Source organism: Bradyrhizobium sp. Kon10 (assembly GCF_055807395.1).
Genome location: NZ_JBVVOZ010000039.1, coordinates 15,343 through 30,588, shown reverse-complemented (window position 1 = coordinate 30,588; position 15,246 = coordinate 15,343). Strand labels below are relative to the sequence as shown.

General features: G+C 60.8%; 11 protein-coding genes. 7 read left to right on the top strand and 4 right to left on the bottom strand.

The genetic code is table 11. The features are described 5' to 3' along the window. The first annotated feature begins 12 nt into the window (after nucleotides 1-12). Nucleotides 13-804, top strand: a complete 792-nt coding sequence (locus tag AC0L2O_RS32015) for a hypothetical protein (RefSeq protein WP_473372577.1) — start codon at nucleotides 13-15, stop codon at nucleotides 802-804. Nucleotides 805-906: 102 nt separating this feature from the next. Next, entirely contained in the window at nucleotides 907-2,289 is a 1,383-nt protein-coding gene (locus AC0L2O_RS32010; RefSeq protein ID WP_473372576.1) for an oligosaccharide flippase family protein, read from the top strand. 49 nt (nucleotides 2,290-2,338) lie between these two features. Here the strand turns inward: AC0L2O_RS32010 and AC0L2O_RS32005 are convergent, their stop codons facing one another. Continuing rightward, on the bottom strand, nucleotides 2,339-2,851 hold the full coding sequence (locus AC0L2O_RS32005; protein WP_473372575.1) for a DsrE family protein: 513 nt from the start codon (nucleotides 2,849-2,851) through the stop codon (nucleotides 2,339-2,341). A gap of 244 nt (nucleotides 2,852-3,095) precedes the next feature. Between AC0L2O_RS32005 and AC0L2O_RS32000 the strand changes: the two genes are divergently transcribed. Genes AC0L2O_RS32000 through AC0L2O_RS31990 form a run of 3 tightly spaced genes read left to right on the top strand, consistent with a single transcriptional unit; the run spans nucleotide 3,096 to nucleotide 6,761 of the window. Continuing rightward, nucleotides 3,096-5,081 carry a coiled-coil domain-containing protein gene (locus AC0L2O_RS32000; protein ID WP_473372574.1) on the top strand — a complete coding sequence of 662 codons (1,986 nt, stop codon included), beginning with the start codon at nucleotides 3,096-3,098 and terminating at the stop codon, nucleotides 5,079-5,081. 43 nt (nucleotides 5,082-5,124) lie between these two features. Then, nucleotides 5,125-6,147 (top strand): TAXI family TRAP transporter solute-binding subunit, encoded by a 1,023-nt coding sequence (locus AC0L2O_RS31995; protein ID WP_473372573.1) that lies wholly within the window; start codon nucleotides 5,125-5,127, stop codon nucleotides 6,145-6,147. After that, on the top strand, nucleotides 6,144-6,761 hold the full coding sequence (locus AC0L2O_RS31990) for a hypothetical protein (RefSeq protein WP_473372572.1): 618 nt from the start codon (nucleotides 6,144-6,146) through the stop codon (nucleotides 6,759-6,761). Before AC0L2O_RS31995 ends, AC0L2O_RS31990 begins: the two co-directional genes overlap by 4 nt. Nucleotides 6,762-6,785: 24 nt before the next feature. Here AC0L2O_RS31990 and AC0L2O_RS31985 read toward each other — a convergent pair whose 3' ends face one another. The 3 genes from AC0L2O_RS31985 to AC0L2O_RS31975 all read right to left on the bottom strand — a co-directional run bounded on the left by AC0L2O_RS31985 (nucleotide 6,786) and on the right by AC0L2O_RS31975 (nucleotide 11,499). After that, nucleotides 6,786-8,282, bottom strand: a complete 1,497-nt coding sequence (locus AC0L2O_RS31985; RefSeq protein WP_473372571.1) for an HlyD family type I secretion periplasmic adaptor subunit — start codon at nucleotides 8,280-8,282, stop codon at nucleotides 6,786-6,788. Further along, nucleotides 8,282-10,108, bottom strand: a complete 1,827-nt coding sequence (locus tag AC0L2O_RS31980) for a type I secretion system permease/ATPase (RefSeq protein WP_473372595.1) — start codon at nucleotides 10,106-10,108, stop codon at nucleotides 8,282-8,284. The genes AC0L2O_RS31985 and AC0L2O_RS31980 overlap by 1 nt, the downstream gene beginning before the upstream one ends. A 203-nt stretch (nucleotides 10,109-10,311) precedes the next feature. Continuing rightward, on the bottom strand, nucleotides 10,312-11,499 hold the full coding sequence (locus AC0L2O_RS31975) for a calcium-binding protein (protein ID WP_473372570.1): 1,188 nt from the start codon (nucleotides 11,497-11,499) through the stop codon (nucleotides 10,312-10,314). Nucleotides 11,500-13,069: 1,570 nt separating this feature from the next. On the opposite strand from AC0L2O_RS31975, the gene AC0L2O_RS31970 reads away from it, so the two are divergent. Together AC0L2O_RS31970 and AC0L2O_RS31965 are read left to right on the top strand one after the other, a co-directional pair. After that, nucleotides 13,070-13,900, top strand: a complete 831-nt coding sequence (locus AC0L2O_RS31970) for an outer membrane protein (protein ID WP_473372569.1) — start codon at nucleotides 13,070-13,072, stop codon at nucleotides 13,898-13,900. A gap of 189 nt (nucleotides 13,901-14,089) precedes the next feature. After that, nucleotides 14,090-14,758 (top strand): site-specific integrase, encoded by a 669-nt coding sequence (locus AC0L2O_RS31965; protein ID WP_473372568.1) that lies wholly within the window; start codon nucleotides 14,090-14,092, stop codon nucleotides 14,756-14,758. The last annotated feature ends 488 nt before the right edge of the window (nucleotides 14,759-15,246 follow it).

Genomic DNA, 15,246 nt, shown 5'->3' with positions numbered 1-15,246 from the left:
CTGAGTTCGGATATGATCATCGAGTTTTTCGGTCCTCCAGGTGCCGGCAAGACCACTCTAGCACGTACCCTTGCGGCACGTCTGCGCGAGCATGACTACACCGTGGACCTCGTACTCAGCCATCGGCCGGCCGAGCGCTCGCCAACCGTCACGCTGTCAACACCCCTTCGGAGGATATCCTTCACGACGCGGCGCTTGACGCGTCCGCTGGCGGAATTGGCGTCCATGATATTCCGACCGCGGGGGATTTCACGCGATCTCAGGACAGCGTTGAATCTGATCAAGATACTTCCACCGTCCAACCCGCTTTCTTCGCTCAGGCTGCTGCAATATATGTCCAGGTTGTCGCACGCCTGGTTTCGCAGATCCGCGATTGCGCACATCGTCTTGTTTGACCAAGCATTCGTCCAGGCGATTTGCTCTCTCACACTGCTTTGTGGCATTGCCGACGAAGCATTGATCTCGTATGCACTGGATCTTGTGCCCGAGCCCGATGTCCTGATACGCCTCGACGCGCCGACCAAGCTCCTTGAGGAGCGGCTCCGCGACCGGCATCATCTCGGGGGTAAGATCGAACAGCTGCTTGAGCTGGACGTGGAAACCAGCCTCAGTTCGCGCAGCATTGTCGACCTTCTGCACGAATTGCTGCGCAAAAAAGGCCGGAACATCGTGAGCATCTCGTCGGTCAACCAAGCGTCTCTCGCCACTGCGGTCGAACAGATGGAACGGCAGATCGTGAGCATCGTCGACCAACAGAAGCGCGCCAGGACCAAACCAGCACATGTTCAAACCAGCACATGTTGAAGCGGAACTCTCAGGCCATTCCCTGTTCAATCATTTTCCCTGAATCGTTTTTCGACCTAGATCTTGGGGCCTTCGATAGAGCCAGTACTGCAAGGACAGAAAATGGAAATGCATGACCGGACCGTTGGCAATGCACGGATCAGACGAGTGGTGATCGGAGGAGCTGCAGCATTCTCGATCTACATTGCCAGCGCCGGCGTAACTGCCTGCGCGCAGCTCCTGATCGCCAGAATTGTTGGCGCCCACACTTACGGCCTCTACGCCTATGTCATTGCCTGGATAACCATCCTCGCATATTTCTGCGCGCTCGGCTTCGACATTGCACTGCTGCGCTTCGTGTCCGCGTATCAGACCATGGGAGCCAGCGGCCTTGCACGGGGCGTCATCCAATACGCGGAGCGACGGTCACTTGGCATAAGCCTTCTGGTCGCGTCCATCGGGGCAGGCATTATCGGGATCTGGCCTAGACCATTCTCGATGGAGTTGACGAACACCTTTCTGGTCGGCTTCGTTCTCATTCCCGTTTTGGCGCTGTTATGGATACGCTGCTCGATTGTCCGCGCTTTTGGCGGCGTGGTTCCGGCACTGATACCCGACCGCGTGGTGCGGGACGGATTACTCGTGATCATCGTCGTCATCGCCGGTCTTTTCCTCGGATCGCGCATCGAGGCACAGGGGATCATGATGGCGACCGTCGCCGGCTCCGGCGTTGGACTCGTGCTCGCCAGCCAAGCCGTTCGGAGATTGTGTCCAGACGCGATCAGGGCGGCAGAGCCTCAATATGCGCCCGCAAGTTGGCGGCAGACTGCCATCCCGTTCATGATCATCGCAGGGGCGGAAGCCCTTCTCAATCGCGCCGGCGTGGTGCTGCTCGGATGGTTCGGAGAAACCAGGGAAGCCGGAATATATAGCCTGGTCTTCAACATCGCGTTCCTTGTGGCATTGCCTCGCACTGCGATCAACACCCTGTTCGCACCGACCATCTCGAGCCTGTTCACAAGGAACGATCGGGCGAGCTTGCAGGCGCTCGTGACCAAGGCCGCTTTATGGACCCTCTGTACGTCCGTGGGCATCGCGCTCGGGTTGGCGATCCTGGCCGAGCCACTTCTGTCCTGGTTCGGCGGGGATTTTGTGACCGGCGCCACCGCTCTGCGCATCCTGCTCTTTGGGCAGGTGATCGCAGCCGCCTTCGGATCTTTGCTGCTCATCATGACGATGACCGAGCACGAACGGGGGGCTGCCGTTCTGCTGACCCTGAGCGCTATCATCAACGTTCTCGCCAGCGTCGCATTCATCTACTGGTTCGGGTTGACCGGCGCTGCGATCGCCAGCGCAGCCGCGCTGATCATCTGGCACATCGCCATGGCCTTCTTCATTTTCCGGCATCTGCGGCTGCTGCCGGGGCTGCTAGGGCTGTTCGTGCCGAGCCGTAGGGAAAGCGCCGCGGCGGCCCCGAACGCTCGAGTCAAAGCGTCGTCCGTTTGAGAGTTCGTACCCCGCCGACGCATCACGCCAATGCCCGGCCGGCAGCGTTTCAGGGGCGCAGGTAGCTCCAACCCTGCTCCTGCAGTTCCATCAGCCGGACCACGCCGGATGTGGTGACCTTCGCCTGCGAGATCAGAGGAATCTCCTTGGCTTCGGCCCTCGCCATATTTTCCTTGGTGTTTCCGCATGCGGAGAATGCAACTTCGGGCATGGTCTCGCTCATGGATTTGATGCGTGCCTTCACCGGCGAGGTGTCGTCTCGCAGCATGTGCAACCCTGGTCCGAACGCCACCAGCTCGACCTCGACCTTCTGACCGATTTCTGAATAGTGCTGAACCGTGTTGCTGACGTTGTTCAACGCGAGGTTCATGAGCGCCGGATCATTGACGTCCACTTGGACGACGAGCCGATGCGACTGCACACGCTTGGGACTGACGATCACCTTGGCGTTGGCGTTGAGCTTAGGGCTTGCAGCTTGAGCGGCATGAGTTGTCTGGACTGCGCTCACCAGAAACGCTCCAGTAAAAGTCAGACTCGCGAAAACGACGATTGTCTTGTTCATTCTGCTTTCCTCTGAATTGTGTGGACACTGCGCAGCCTGGGCTGGCGCTCCAATCTGTTGCGAGCGGCTGCGTTGGTCAAGGAAGGCGCAGCAGCAGCATAGACGATCTACTTTATTCCCGGAACGGCGCGCCTCTACCTCCTTGTGGCTACCTATACTGCCACATCGACAGAGCACCGACCAAGGCGGTGTCATTGATGAGGCCGAACGACAAGGTGCCCAGGGCCAGGTCTGAGCTGTCACGATGGAGTCACAGGCAATCGCGCAGGAAATGATCGCTTCGCTGAGCGGCGTTCCCCGTCCTCTCCGACAGGATCGATCGCTTGGCGGAGATCTCGTGCGGACAGCCGCCGCGGCAACGTTCCTCCTGGGACTCCTTGTCGGATTCGCGCATGGCGGCCCGCGGGACGCTATCGAGTTCGGCATGCCAGTGGTTGAAGCCGAACAGATCAGGCAGCACGAGGCACTTGAACAGGAGCGTGATCGAGCCGACAGGCTCGCACGTGAACTGGCAAGTGTCCGAGCAGAGCTCAATGCTGTCCAGCTCGAGCGGGCGCACGCGATCGGGGCCATTGAGCTGGGGATCAGGCAGACCCACGCCCTTGAGCTGGAACGGGACAAGGTGAACGATCTGGCGAGAGACCTCTCATTCCTCGGGGCGGAGCTCGCCGCAGCCCGGATCGCAGCCTCAAAGGCGATGCAGATATCCGCAGCAGAACCCAAGCAAGAACCGATAGTGGCACCTGGAAGCGGCACAGAGACCTCCGCGGCCGAGCTTGCATCGCTCCGATCGGACCTCGACTTCGCGCGGAGCGCCGCGACTGAAGCCACAATGACCCTCGCCGCAGAAGTTGCAGAGAACCAAGCACTCGAAGTCGAGCTGAAGCAGCAACGCGACAAATCCGAGGGGGCCGTCACCAAGCTGACTTCCCTCAGGGCCGAGCTCAAGACCGCACGGACCGCCGCCACCGACTCCTCCAAAGCCGCCGCTGCAGAAGCCACGCAAAAGCAGGCCGTGGAGCAGGAACTGAAGCTACAACGCGACAGGGCGGATGCCGCCGCAACGGAACTGGTCACCCTCCGGACGGCGGCCGCCACAGCTCAAGCCCAGACCTCCGACGTCGTAAAGGCGGCCGCTGCAAAGTCGGAGCGAAGTCTCGCCCTGGAGAAAGAACTGGCGCAACAGCGAGATCGAGCAGATTACGCCCTGAAGCGGCTCACCTCCGTTCAGGCTGAATTCGAGGCCGCGCAAACCGCCGCTATGAAAGCCCGCAAAGCCGAGGCCCAGCAGAGGGAGACATTGGAACGCGAGCTAGCCCAGCAGCGAGACAGAGCAGACGCGCTCGCACGCGAAACGGTATCGCTGACGAACCAACGTGATGACGCGCGTTCCGCAGCCGGAGAGGCCGCGCGGGCCACCGATGCCGCCCAGGCCGAAAACAAGAAGGCAGCGGTCAGACAGAGGGACAAGAGCGAAGCTCTCCTTCGCGAACTGGCCTCCGCGCGGAAAGAGGTCGAGGAACGTTCCGCGGCCCTCGCCGCTGCCTATGCCGAGATCCTCAGGGCCACGGAACTCAACGCCACGGCTGCGAAGCAGAACGATGCCCTCGTCGGCGAGCGCAAGCGCGCCGACGGTCTCGCGCGCGAGCTTGCATCGGCCAGGGCCCAACTCGCCGATGCGAATGGAAAATTGGCCGCATCGATTTCCACCGCAAATCGGCCGCCGGAGCGGACCGCACAGGAGCGTGCGCCCGATCTCGCTCCTAACGGCGAAGGAGGAGGGCGCTCGCGCGAGCAAGACACCGCCCGGACGGTCGCCTCCAACCCACAAGCTACCTCGAAACCTGGTTCATCAACATCGCAGGCGCAAACGACAAATCGCGCCCCGCCCGCGGATCCCGGTCCGAAAGTCGCCGCGGCATCGGAGCGCTCCGCTCCGGCGAGCGCGACGCCCCGCGCCCCCGCAGACGAGCAGAGGCTACTTGCACGGGCGACTGCGTTGCTCCGGCAGGTCGACATCAGCAGCGCTCGCCAGCTCCTGGAGCTGGCTCTTGCACGGGGCAGCGCGCAGGCCGCCTTCATGCTTGCGGAGACCTATGATCCGCCCGTGCTGGAATCGTGGCGTGCGCGCGGAGTAGCGGGCGATCGGACAAAAGCGCGCGACTTGTATCAAAGAGCAAAGGCCGGCGGCATTGACGATGCAGAGGAGCGCATCAAGGCGCTGAAGTAGCGTCGCACAGATCCCGAAGCAGCCAGACGACGGAGAACGACACATGCGCATGATCAAGTTGGCGTCCGCAATTTTAGCGGCGCTGGTCGGGCTGCAAATAGCGGCGAACGCCCAGTCTGGCAGGTCCCCCGCAGCGCCAGCCGCGGCGCCGGCAAAGAACGCCGACATGATCGCAAAAGAGCGCATTAATGCTTGGACCGTGGGGCTCGCGGGCGGTCTCATCGAGGGTGCTCCGCTTCGACTTGCGGCGGAGATCGCCCGCGTCGTCAACGAGGAAGACAGGCTCCACGTCATCCCGATCGTGACGACCGGCGCGACGGAGAACGTCAATTCGCTGCTCTATCTGCGGGGGGTGGATGCGGCGATCATCAATACGGACGCCCTCGACGAGTACAAGGCCCAGGTCCCGTCGATCGACCGTCGCATCGTCTACATTCTCAACCTTTTCCCAGCCGAACTGCACGTCTTCGTGCGTCCCGAGATCAAGACGCTCGACGACCTCAAGGGTAAGAAGGTCAACTTCAACACGCAAGGTACAGCAGCCGCTTATTCCGGTCCCCTGATCTTCAGCCGGCTAGGGTTGAATGTCGAGAAGATGTTCATTCCCCATCAGGTCGCATTGCAGCAAATGAAGAGCGGGGAAATCGCGGCGGTTGTGTTCATCACGTCGAAGCCGGTCGATGCGTTTCTCAAGGGGCGTTGGGAGCCCGGATACAAGTTTCTGTCGGTCGAGTACGATTCGCGATTCGAAGACTACTATCTGCCGTCCGTGATCAGCTCGGCTGACTATCCTAGCCTCGTGCCGCAGGGGGAACGCATCTCGACTATCGCGGTTCCTACCATTCTCGCGGGCTACAACTGGCCAAAACAATCCGACCGCTATGTGCGCATGGGCCGCTTCGTGGATCAGTTGCTTGGCCGGCTCGACCGGCTGCAGTCGCCGGGCTTTGATCCGAAATGGAAGGACGTGAGCCTCCGCGCCAACGTGCCCGGCCTCGCCCGGTTCGGCCCAGCACAGGAATGGCTCGATCGCTCACAGGGCGCGACGGTGGGACTGTCTCGATGAAGGGCATAGGTGCGGTGGCTCTGATTACGTCAGCAATCCTGGGCCTGCCGAGTTGCGCACAGGCGGACGATGCCACCGACCGGTTGAAGAAATGTGCCCGGCTTGAGGGCATGGAACGCTTGAAATGCCTCGATGAGTTGCTTGGAGATGCAACGGGACCGACCACCGCGGCACCGCTGGGGCAGAGCTGGGTCATTAGCGAGACGACTTCACCAGTGGACTACAAGCCGCAGATCGAGGCGCAGACCATGGGACGCCCAGCGACAAAGGACGCGCCCTCCTCGTTTTCCATCCGCTGTCGCGCCAGTCGGACCGAGCTGATGATATCCACCTCGCCGTCCTGGAAGCCATCTCCGGACAGCGTTGTGAAAGTCGAGTACCAGATCAATGACTGGCCATCCATCCAAGAGCGCTGGCGCAGTGCAGAAGGCGGCAAAAGCCTTGCCTTTCAGGGTGACGTCGTTCGACTGTTGCGGTCGATGCCGGAGGGCGGCCAGATCCTGATCAAGGTTTACGCCGGAAAGGCTCTGCCATACGAAAGTACGTTTCAGCTGGCCGGCGTGGATTCGGTTCGACGCAAGCTCGCGAAAGCCTGCAACTGGCCGAACTCCTGAGCAACCTCCCTGTCTGACCAAACACTAGTTCTCCCGCATGCCGCGCCGTACCGCGTCCGTCATCGGTTGCGTCAGATAGGCCAGAACCGTGCGCTCGCCGGTGGCGATCAGGACGTCGGCCATCATCCCCGGCTTTAGCTTTTCGCGTATCTTCTCCGGAAATTGCGCCACCTGCACCGAGACCTTGACCTCATAGTAAGGTTGATGCGTCGCTTCATCGCGAACCGCATCGGCTGAGATCGAGAGGACCTCGCCTACCGCGATCGGGGTGGAGCGCGCCTTGAACGAGGGGAGTCGGATTTCCGTGGGCAGACCGACTTGCACATGATTAATGTCGAGAGACGACACCCTTGCCGCAACCACGAGTACGTCGTTGTCGGGAACGACCTCCATCAGAACCTCGCCGGCCTTAACCACCGCTCCCACCGTATGCACTTTCAAATTCACAATGCGGCCGGAGCGCGGTGCACGCACCTCCATCCGAGCCAGAACATCGTCGGCGGCCCGCAGCTTCTCGCGCGCATCGGCAAGTTGCGCCCTCGTCTCTGTCAGCTTGCCGGTCGCTTCCTCCAGGACTTTCTGTCCGACCTGCTCGATCTGCAACCGCGACTCGTCGATCACGCGCCCGAACCGCGCGATATCGGCCTCGTAGGCGCCGATCTTGCCATCGAGTTCGGACTTGCTGCGCTCGAGGGTGGCGACACGGGCGAACGCAACGATCCCCTGATCGGCAAGCGGCTTGAGCTTGGCAAATTCCTGGCTCACGCTATCGAACTGCGCCCGTGTCGCCCTGCTTTGCGCATCATTTCCCTGAATCTGCCGCTGTGCCTGCGCAATGCGCTCTTCAAGAATCGATACCTCGAGTTTTCGCGCGGCGCGGCGTTCGTCAAAACGCCGCTTCTGGTCGCCCATCGCGCGCTGCGCCGATGGATCAGAAGCATTCTGAGTCAGTTCGGCGGGAAACGTGATCTTATCGCTTCCTTCGGCTTCAGCCTGTAGGCGCGCCTCCTCGCCAATCGCCGAATAAACGGCTGAGCGCGCGATCTCCTCCTTCGCGCGTTCCTGGGTTGAATCGAGCCGCAACAGGACTTGCCCTTCTGCGACATGGGCGTCGCCGGTGACCATCAGACTTTGAACGATGCCGCCTTCAAGGTGCTGCACGGCCTTCTTGTCGCTCTCGACCACGACCGACCCCGTCGCCACCACGGCGCCATCGATCGAAGCCACGGCGGCCCAACCGCCAAACACGACAAATGTGAAGAACACGATAGCGAAGCCCCGCCTCGCTGGAGTGCGCCAATCGCCGGACGGGCCCCCGGCGGCTTGCCTCGAGCCCCGAAGCGAATGCAACGGTCCAATGGCCATCTTCAGACGGGGAAGCCGCCTTGCCAGTAATTGCATGTTGGCGACGGCATCGGGCAGGATTCGGCGCGCGCGAGGCCTGCCGCTCGCGCTCAAGCGCTTCAGAAGCTCTGTGAATTCACTTTGGGGCGTGTTCTCTTTGACCGACATCATGTCCATTATTGCCTCGTCGCATGAGCTGGACGCGCCGGCTTCGAAAGAGGCACGTTGAGGGGAGCGCCGTCGGCGCGATGATGGACTTCGGCTTGGAGATGGCGCTCACCCGGCGCTCGCGCATCGCGATGTATCGGCGTGACCGCTTGCCCCAGCAGCACGGGAAGAAGTTCGTCGCGTGTTCCGACCCGCCCGAGGCGTCCTTCATGCATGAAGACGATCTTATCGACCAGGGCAAGCAGGTTAGGGCGGTGATTGATAATCACGACCGTCACGCGGTGCTTCCGGAGCGTCTGGATCGCATCTGCGAGTGCGCGGTCGCCATCGCCGTCCAAATTGGCATTCGGCTCGTCGAGCACGACCAGCACGGGCCTGCCGAACAGCGCGCGCGCCAACCCGATGCGCTGCCGCTGACCGCCGGAGAGACCGGCCCCGTTATCGCCGATGACGGTATCATAGCCCTTCGGAAGCCGCTGAATCATGGCATGCGCGGACGCCAGTTGCGCAGCCTCGACGACCGCTTCATCCGTCGCCTCCTCGCGGAAGCGAGCGATATTGTCGCGCACCGTGCCGGCGAACAGCTCGACGTCCTGCGGAAGATAGCCGAGGCGTTGCCCGAGGAAGTTGGGATCGAAATGCCTTGTGTCGTTCCCATCGATGCGCACGCAACCGCGAACGGCGGGCCAGGAGCCGACAAGAGCCCGTGCCAGCGACGATTTCCCTGAGCCAGACTGTCCGACTACTGCAACGATCTCGCCGGGGGCCAAGTGGAAAGAAACATCTGCGACCGCCGGCATTTGGGATCCGGGTACGAGCACTGTGACGGCTTCGACCGAAACCTCACCAGCCAGTGGCGGCAACCTGGTTGGCGGCCGCTCTGAGGCCCGAGTTCGAAGCGCGGCGTCGAGCCGCGCATACGACGTACGCGCGACGACGAGGGCCTTCCATTGCGATACGGCTGCTTCCACCGGCGCGAGCGCCCGCCCCATAATGAGCGATGCCGCGAACAGAACGCCTCCCGATATCTCCTGCTGGATCGCGAGGTAGGCGCCGACTCCCATGATCGACACCTGAAGAGCCATCCGCAGGAATTTGGAGATAGCAAGGAGCGTGCCTCCGCGTTCACCCGCCCGGGCGCCGTCGAGAAGCGCCTCGCCATGTGTTGAGCTCCAGGCGGTGCGCACGGCAGGTCCCATTCCGAGCGCTCGGATGGCCTCGGCGTTGCGCAGCGAGGATGTCAATCGGTCTAGGGCATGAAGGTTTTTCGACGCGGCCGCAATGAGCGGCGCCTTGGTGGCGCGCTCATTGAGGAAGGCCAGAAAAAGAATGGCAACCGCACCGGTCAGAGCGACTAAGCCAATCAAAGGATGAAGCAGGAAGCATATTGCCAGGAATATTGGTGTCCACGGCACGTCCATCAACGACGTGATCACACCACCCGACAAGACCTCGCGCAGAGTGTCCACGTCGCGAAGCAGTTGGACGTGATGCGAGCTGCTCGTGCTCAGGGAATGGCCAAGCGCGGTCTCGAAGACTTCCCCGGAAAGAAGCTGGTCGAACTGGAGGCCGACTTGCACCAGGACCCGGCTGCGAAAATGCTCGAGTGCCGCGTAGCTGACAAATACCGCGAGCGCGATCAGCGAGAGCAGCAGAAGGGTCATTCCGTTCCGGCTGGTCAGGACGCGGTCGTAGATCTGCATCGTGTAGAGCGGCGAAACGAACACCAGCAGGTTTATGAAGATAGATAGTCCACCGGCCGCAAGCAGGCCAGGACGTATCTGACGGAATCCATCCGCGAGCGCGGAAACCTTTGCCGAAGCGTACATGTGCATATCCGGGCGGCCCTTGGACGGGCAGCGGCAAGCAGTTGAAATTTGCATGTGATCGAGCGCGAGCGCTCGCATTCCAACATTCCGCCTTGCGCAGAATGGCACCCCGGCTCGCGGCCACTGCGGCAGCAAGCGATCCCCTAAGCTATTTTCATACGCGGGGCGTGCCCCGCGTATGTCTCTGTTGATGAAAACGATCTTTCAGATCAGAAGTGCCACGCGTGATGATCGGTGTGATGATTGATCAGATCCGCAAGATGACTTGCGGCATCCGTGTGGGTGAAAGTGGCATCCGTTGCGCCGCTTCCGCTCGCAGCCGCAGTCGGCGTTATGGCCGTCGGAACGATTGCCGACGAGGCTGTCGTTGCGCTCGTCGCAAGCTGCGAAAAATCGAGCCCGTGATGATGATGATGGTGCTCACCACTATCGCTCGTCGTCGATGTCGAACCACCGGACGAACTACCGCTGGTCGAGCCCGCGGTCGTGCCACCGGTGGTCGTACCACCACCCGCAGTGATACCCGTGCCGCCGCTCGAGCCGGTCGTGGTGCCGCCGCTCGAACCGGTCACGGGTGTCGTGCTACCGCCCGAACTGCCCGTCGAGCTTCCGCTGGTGCCTCCGGCCGGCGTCGTGCTCGTGCCGGTGTTGTGATGCAGAAACACGCTCTGTAGCGCTGACGAGCCCTCGAGTGCCGTGTCGCCGTTCTGCGAACCCCACGCATAGGCGTAGTCGAAGGCCGGATTTGGAACGGCCGCGGCCCAATGAGCGAGCATCGTCTGTTCCTGCGCCGCCGTCGGCATCACGTAGTGGCCCCCGCTGTCGTCGGCCCAGTTGCCGCCGCCGAAGGTCTGGAACACCGGAACGATGTGGTCCGCGGAAATCCCCGCGGACTCGGCGGCGGCTACCGCCTTATCGATCATGCTGTAATCGACCGTGCTCATGTCCGACCGCACCGGATACGGATCGATGCCGAACAGATCGATGTGGGTGTTGGTCGGGTTGTAAGTGTTCGCGAAGGTCGGATTTTCCGAGGACCCCATGTTCATCATGGTGATGAAGGTCTTTGCGCCGGGAACGTTGGCGTGGATGTAGTCGGACTCTGCCTTGAGGTTGGCCGCCGTCACCAGCGTATTGTACTGTCCCGTGGGATCCGGCTCGTCCTTGAGGTAGAAGCCGTAGACTTTCGGATTTCCGATGTAGGGCTTCACTGCATCCATGAAGCTCTGGGTGAGGCCGCTGCCCTGATCAAGATAGATCATGCCTTGCACGCCGGCCGGCAATGCATTCAGCTCGCTCACCGACGAGACGTCGGCCAGGTTGAAGCCTGCCGCAGCTGGAGCGTAGGTGCCCTGCGCACTGATGTTGTTGCCTGCTGTATAGTGTAGTGTTGCCAAATCGATTCCCCTATTCGGTTGAATGCCCCCAGCACCCCAAAAGTCTGAGCGCAACCGACGTCTCATTGCGGTGAACGTATGTTTACGTTTGAGGCAGGAATCTCGGTTCGATTAGGCGGAACCAAGGGATTATTGTGCCGAAAAGTTGGGGGCCCAATTGCGCCGCAATTTGCCGGAGGTATCTTATCGAGGGTTTCTTCAACAGCGTCAGTACTCTCAGGTGAGATACGCATGTGAGATGCGCGCTGCGAGGTGTGTGGCTGACGTCCACAACCTCGCTCAGCCACTCCGAGCGCGGCCGCCGGCGGCAACAAGCCGCCAAAGCGAAGTACCCCAGACGGAGCATTCGCATGTACGATCATACCGTTCAATCGAGCGATTCACGAAGCGATTCGCCGCGCATGACCTGCGCCGCTCTTTTCATGGAGAGCAAGCGTGCGCTCGGTTGAAGGCGAACCATGCTGATTTATTGCTCCGGATTACTCCCGACGAAGGGTGTTTTCACCGAAGCGTTTCCGTGATTCAGTCGGGGACCTGGGGTGTCGGATGTGACTTCATCGCGCGGATTGGTGGGCCGAAGCCGAGTACCCTTGCTGGCAAAATTGAGTATTGCGAAACTTAGGCACGGAAAATTTGGTCCTTTTGAACACTGTTGTCCACGACGCTCTTTGCGTCGCCGAAATGCGACAGCCGCTATTTTCGCTTCGCGCGTAATCGAACTTCCCGCCTGCCCGCGCACCCATCGTCGCTGCGCACGCGCTAGCGAACTTTCGAGTAGAACTAGCTTATTCGTCGTCGAGGAAATCATGTCAGGATCGGCCCAAACCAACCTCAACTTTCCGCCGGGCTCACAAGTTCGGGTGAAGCCCACAGCCGGTCCTCGCTTAGCCGGAAGGACAGGGACCGTGATCGGGGCCGGACAGTACTCGAAGAGCCTCCGCGTGATTTTGGAGGGATCGAAGGGACCAATCACTCTTCATATGGACTACGTGGCCATGATCGGCAGCTGAAGCGGACGCAACCATTCGCTATGGTTTAGGCGCAAAAGGCATCCTCACCTGATCGGCACGTTGCGAGTTACCCCTTAAGGATAATTCGGCTCGAATCCAGAATGCGGCCGCTCTTCAAACCCACTTAACGGAAAGCCGGGTCGGTTAGTCAGAGCAATCAATCTCCGCCTCTTTTCGCGGAGGGCAAACGTAGCTGTCGCGCGAAGAATAGGTGGCGCGCCGGCTTCGGCATCGTGAACCCGGACGGCGAAATCCGGTACACACAAATCAACAAGCTGAACGTCACTGCAATCTAGGTCGGCACGACCCGCCGCTTTACTTAGCCGCATGGCTGACCAATTTGACCGGCTCCCCGTTGGTGCGTGTTTTCTGGAGCGAGTTTATCAGGGCCGGACTGGGACTCAATTTATCAACTCACACCCGATCCACCGTCAGAGGCCGCATCATGAAGGTGTCCCGCGCACTGAGGCACTTGCAGCACTATTCGACAAAGTGTTGCCTGAAGTACACATGCATCGTCTCGCAGTTGTGATTAGATGGGCGCCCGTATGGCAAGGGAGATGGCTTTGCAGAAGTGGTTTCTTGCTGCGATCGGCGCAATCGTGATCACCGGTTCTGTAAACGCGGCAGATCTCGTACCCGTGTACAAAGCGGCGCCTGCGGGAGCAGCACCGGTCACCTACAACTGGTCGGGCTTCTACCTCGGCGGGAACGTGGGGGTCATATGGAGCGACAGGCGGGCGGACCCGGTGTCATTTACGACTACCGGCGTTGACTTTTCCGGGCGCCAGGCCGTTGGCCAATTTCCGAGCTTCGACGTCGGCGATACCGCTTTCACCGGCGGGGGGCAGGTGGGGTACAATTTCCAATTCGCGCCCAATTGGGTGGCAGGCATTGAAACCGATATCAACTTCAGCGGTCTGAAGAAGACCGACGCGCGCGTGTTCCCGGCGACGCCTTTCATCGGCGGCGGCGTCATCGACGCCAATACCGAATCCGCGACACAAAAGCTGGGCTGGCTCGGGACCGTACGCGGTCGCCTTGGGTTTGCAACCCTGGACAACAGGTTGCTTGCGTTCGTGACCGGCGGCCTGGCCTATGGCAAGGTCGATGACAGCCTCTATACCATTGGCGTGCCCAACGGCGCTGGCCCATTTCTGATCGGCGCCAGTTCGGCGGCGGTTCGCATCGGGTGGACGGCGGGCGGCGGCCTGGAATACGCATTTGCCGGTAACTGGAGGGCCAAGTTCGAATACCTCTACTATGATCTTGGCACGCAAAACCTCACCCTGGATTACGCCCCGGTTCCGGGCGATGCAGGCAATACGATCACGTACAGATTTCGCAATAATGGCAATCTGGCGCGCGTGGGCCTGAACTACCGCTTCTAGAGGGGCCGCCAGGTGCCTCAGAAGGCCGCGTGCGAACTCGAAGCGACAGCAATTGCCACGCCCTCATCGATCGGCAAGCCGGAGTTACGAGCATTCTACAACTAGGCGAAAATCGGCTCGCGGCCATCATATGGCGCTCTCGACAATAGCAACGCTCGCAGCGCCGTTCACCTGGGGCAGGAAAGCATCATGTGGCGTCTCGGACCCAACCCGCGGGAGGGCATGGAGTTCGATCATCCAGACGGACGCATCGTGCAGGTCGCGATGCCTGAATTTTCCGCTTGGGTCGCCGCTGCCGATGCGATCGAACGGCCTTCGGTCGGGGACAGCTTCCATCTGGCTTTGTTCACGGGGCAACGCCAGACTGACCGTCTACTTATGCGCAACGAGAGCGACCTCGAGGGTCGGCACGCGTTTCGGCAGAGCAAGACTGGTGAGCTTGTCGACATCAAGGAGGCGCCACAACTCAGCGCACGACTAAATGCCTCGCGTGCACGAATAAAGGAATTCAAGCTTCGGCTTCAGTTGGATAAGGTGCCACCCGAGCTCGTGGTCAACGAGGACAATGGTGAGCCTCATGACGAGAGTACCTATCGCCATTGGGTGTCGACGGCACGGGCCGTCGCTACCTTCGGCTTTCTCGCGCGCGACAACGCGCGCCAGGCAATTGTCCGTGCAGAGCGACTGAATGCCGAACTGATTAAAAACGTCGACAAGCTGTTCGCCCCCTTCCTCTCGATGAGGAGAATAAGGCGCAGCGCGCTCGAGCGGTCGTTCAGCGCAAGGGCGCATTATCGGAATGGCTGGATGCGCAGACCACACGCGACAGCAATGGCCATGAGACAGCATGGCATCTAAAGCCTTGCCCCGCGCTGATGTTCGTGAACGGCGCCGGCGAACTCGACCAAAAGCACGACCAAGACCTACGTGATACCTGCGTCATGCTTCTCGATCGGGTTGGCTGCGACTTGCTGACGATCTGCGACATCACTGGGCATTCATACTGAAGTGCGCAGACCATCGTGAAGCACTACCGCGCCCGCAATGCGGCTCGCGCTGATTCCGGTATCGACAGGCTTGAATTGCAGGTGCGGACGGAAGGCATGAAGAGCTGAACGCGGACCGGTGGGGTCTCGTGCTACAGTGGTGGATGGGCTTGGGTCCCAATTATCCGACTCGTCGCACGGCGTGCGACGTATGACCATTAAAAGCGTCGCACGAGACCCGGTTGTTCTGCCTAGGAATTTAAGCCCTTGCGGGCCAGTATCTTAGAGGGGTGGGCGCACTACGGCTCGAAGCTGGGACCCGCTGATTAAGAGTCTCATCTTCTACGAAGGCAAACAGGT

Excerpts from the sequence above, each read along its gene's own strand:
- AC0L2O_RS31965 (WP_473372568.1), top strand. The coding sequence starts at position 14,090 with ATGTGGCGTCTCGGACCCAACCCGCGGGAGGGCATGGAGTTCGATCAT.
- AC0L2O_RS32015 (WP_473372577.1), top strand. The coding sequence starts at position 13 with ATGATCATCGAGTTTTTCGGTCCTCCAGGTGCCGGCAAGACCACTCTA.
- AC0L2O_RS32010 (WP_473372576.1), top strand. The coding sequence starts at position 907 with ATGGAAATGCATGACCGGACCGTTGGCAATGCACGGATCAGACGAGTG.
- AC0L2O_RS31985 (WP_473372571.1), bottom strand. The coding sequence starts at position 8,282 with ATGGACATGATGTCGGTCAAAGAGAACACGCCCCAAAGTGAATTCACA.
- AC0L2O_RS31990 (WP_473372572.1), top strand. The coding sequence starts at position 6,144 with ATGAAGGGCATAGGTGCGGTGGCTCTGATTACGTCAGCAATCCTGGGC.
- AC0L2O_RS31980 (WP_473372595.1), bottom strand. The coding sequence starts at position 10,108 with ATGCACATGTACGCTTCGGCAAAGGTTTCCGCGCTCGCGGATGGATTC.
- AC0L2O_RS31970 (WP_473372569.1), top strand. The coding sequence starts at position 13,070 with ATGGCTTTGCAGAAGTGGTTTCTTGCTGCGATCGGCGCAATCGTGATC.
- AC0L2O_RS32000 (WP_473372574.1), top strand. The coding sequence starts at position 3,096 with ATGGAGTCACAGGCAATCGCGCAGGAAATGATCGCTTCGCTGAGCGGC.
- AC0L2O_RS31995 (WP_473372573.1), top strand. The coding sequence starts at position 5,125 with ATGCGCATGATCAAGTTGGCGTCCGCAATTTTAGCGGCGCTGGTCGGG.
- AC0L2O_RS32005 (WP_473372575.1), bottom strand. The coding sequence starts at position 2,851 with ATGAACAAGACAATCGTCGTTTTCGCGAGTCTGACTTTTACTGGAGCG.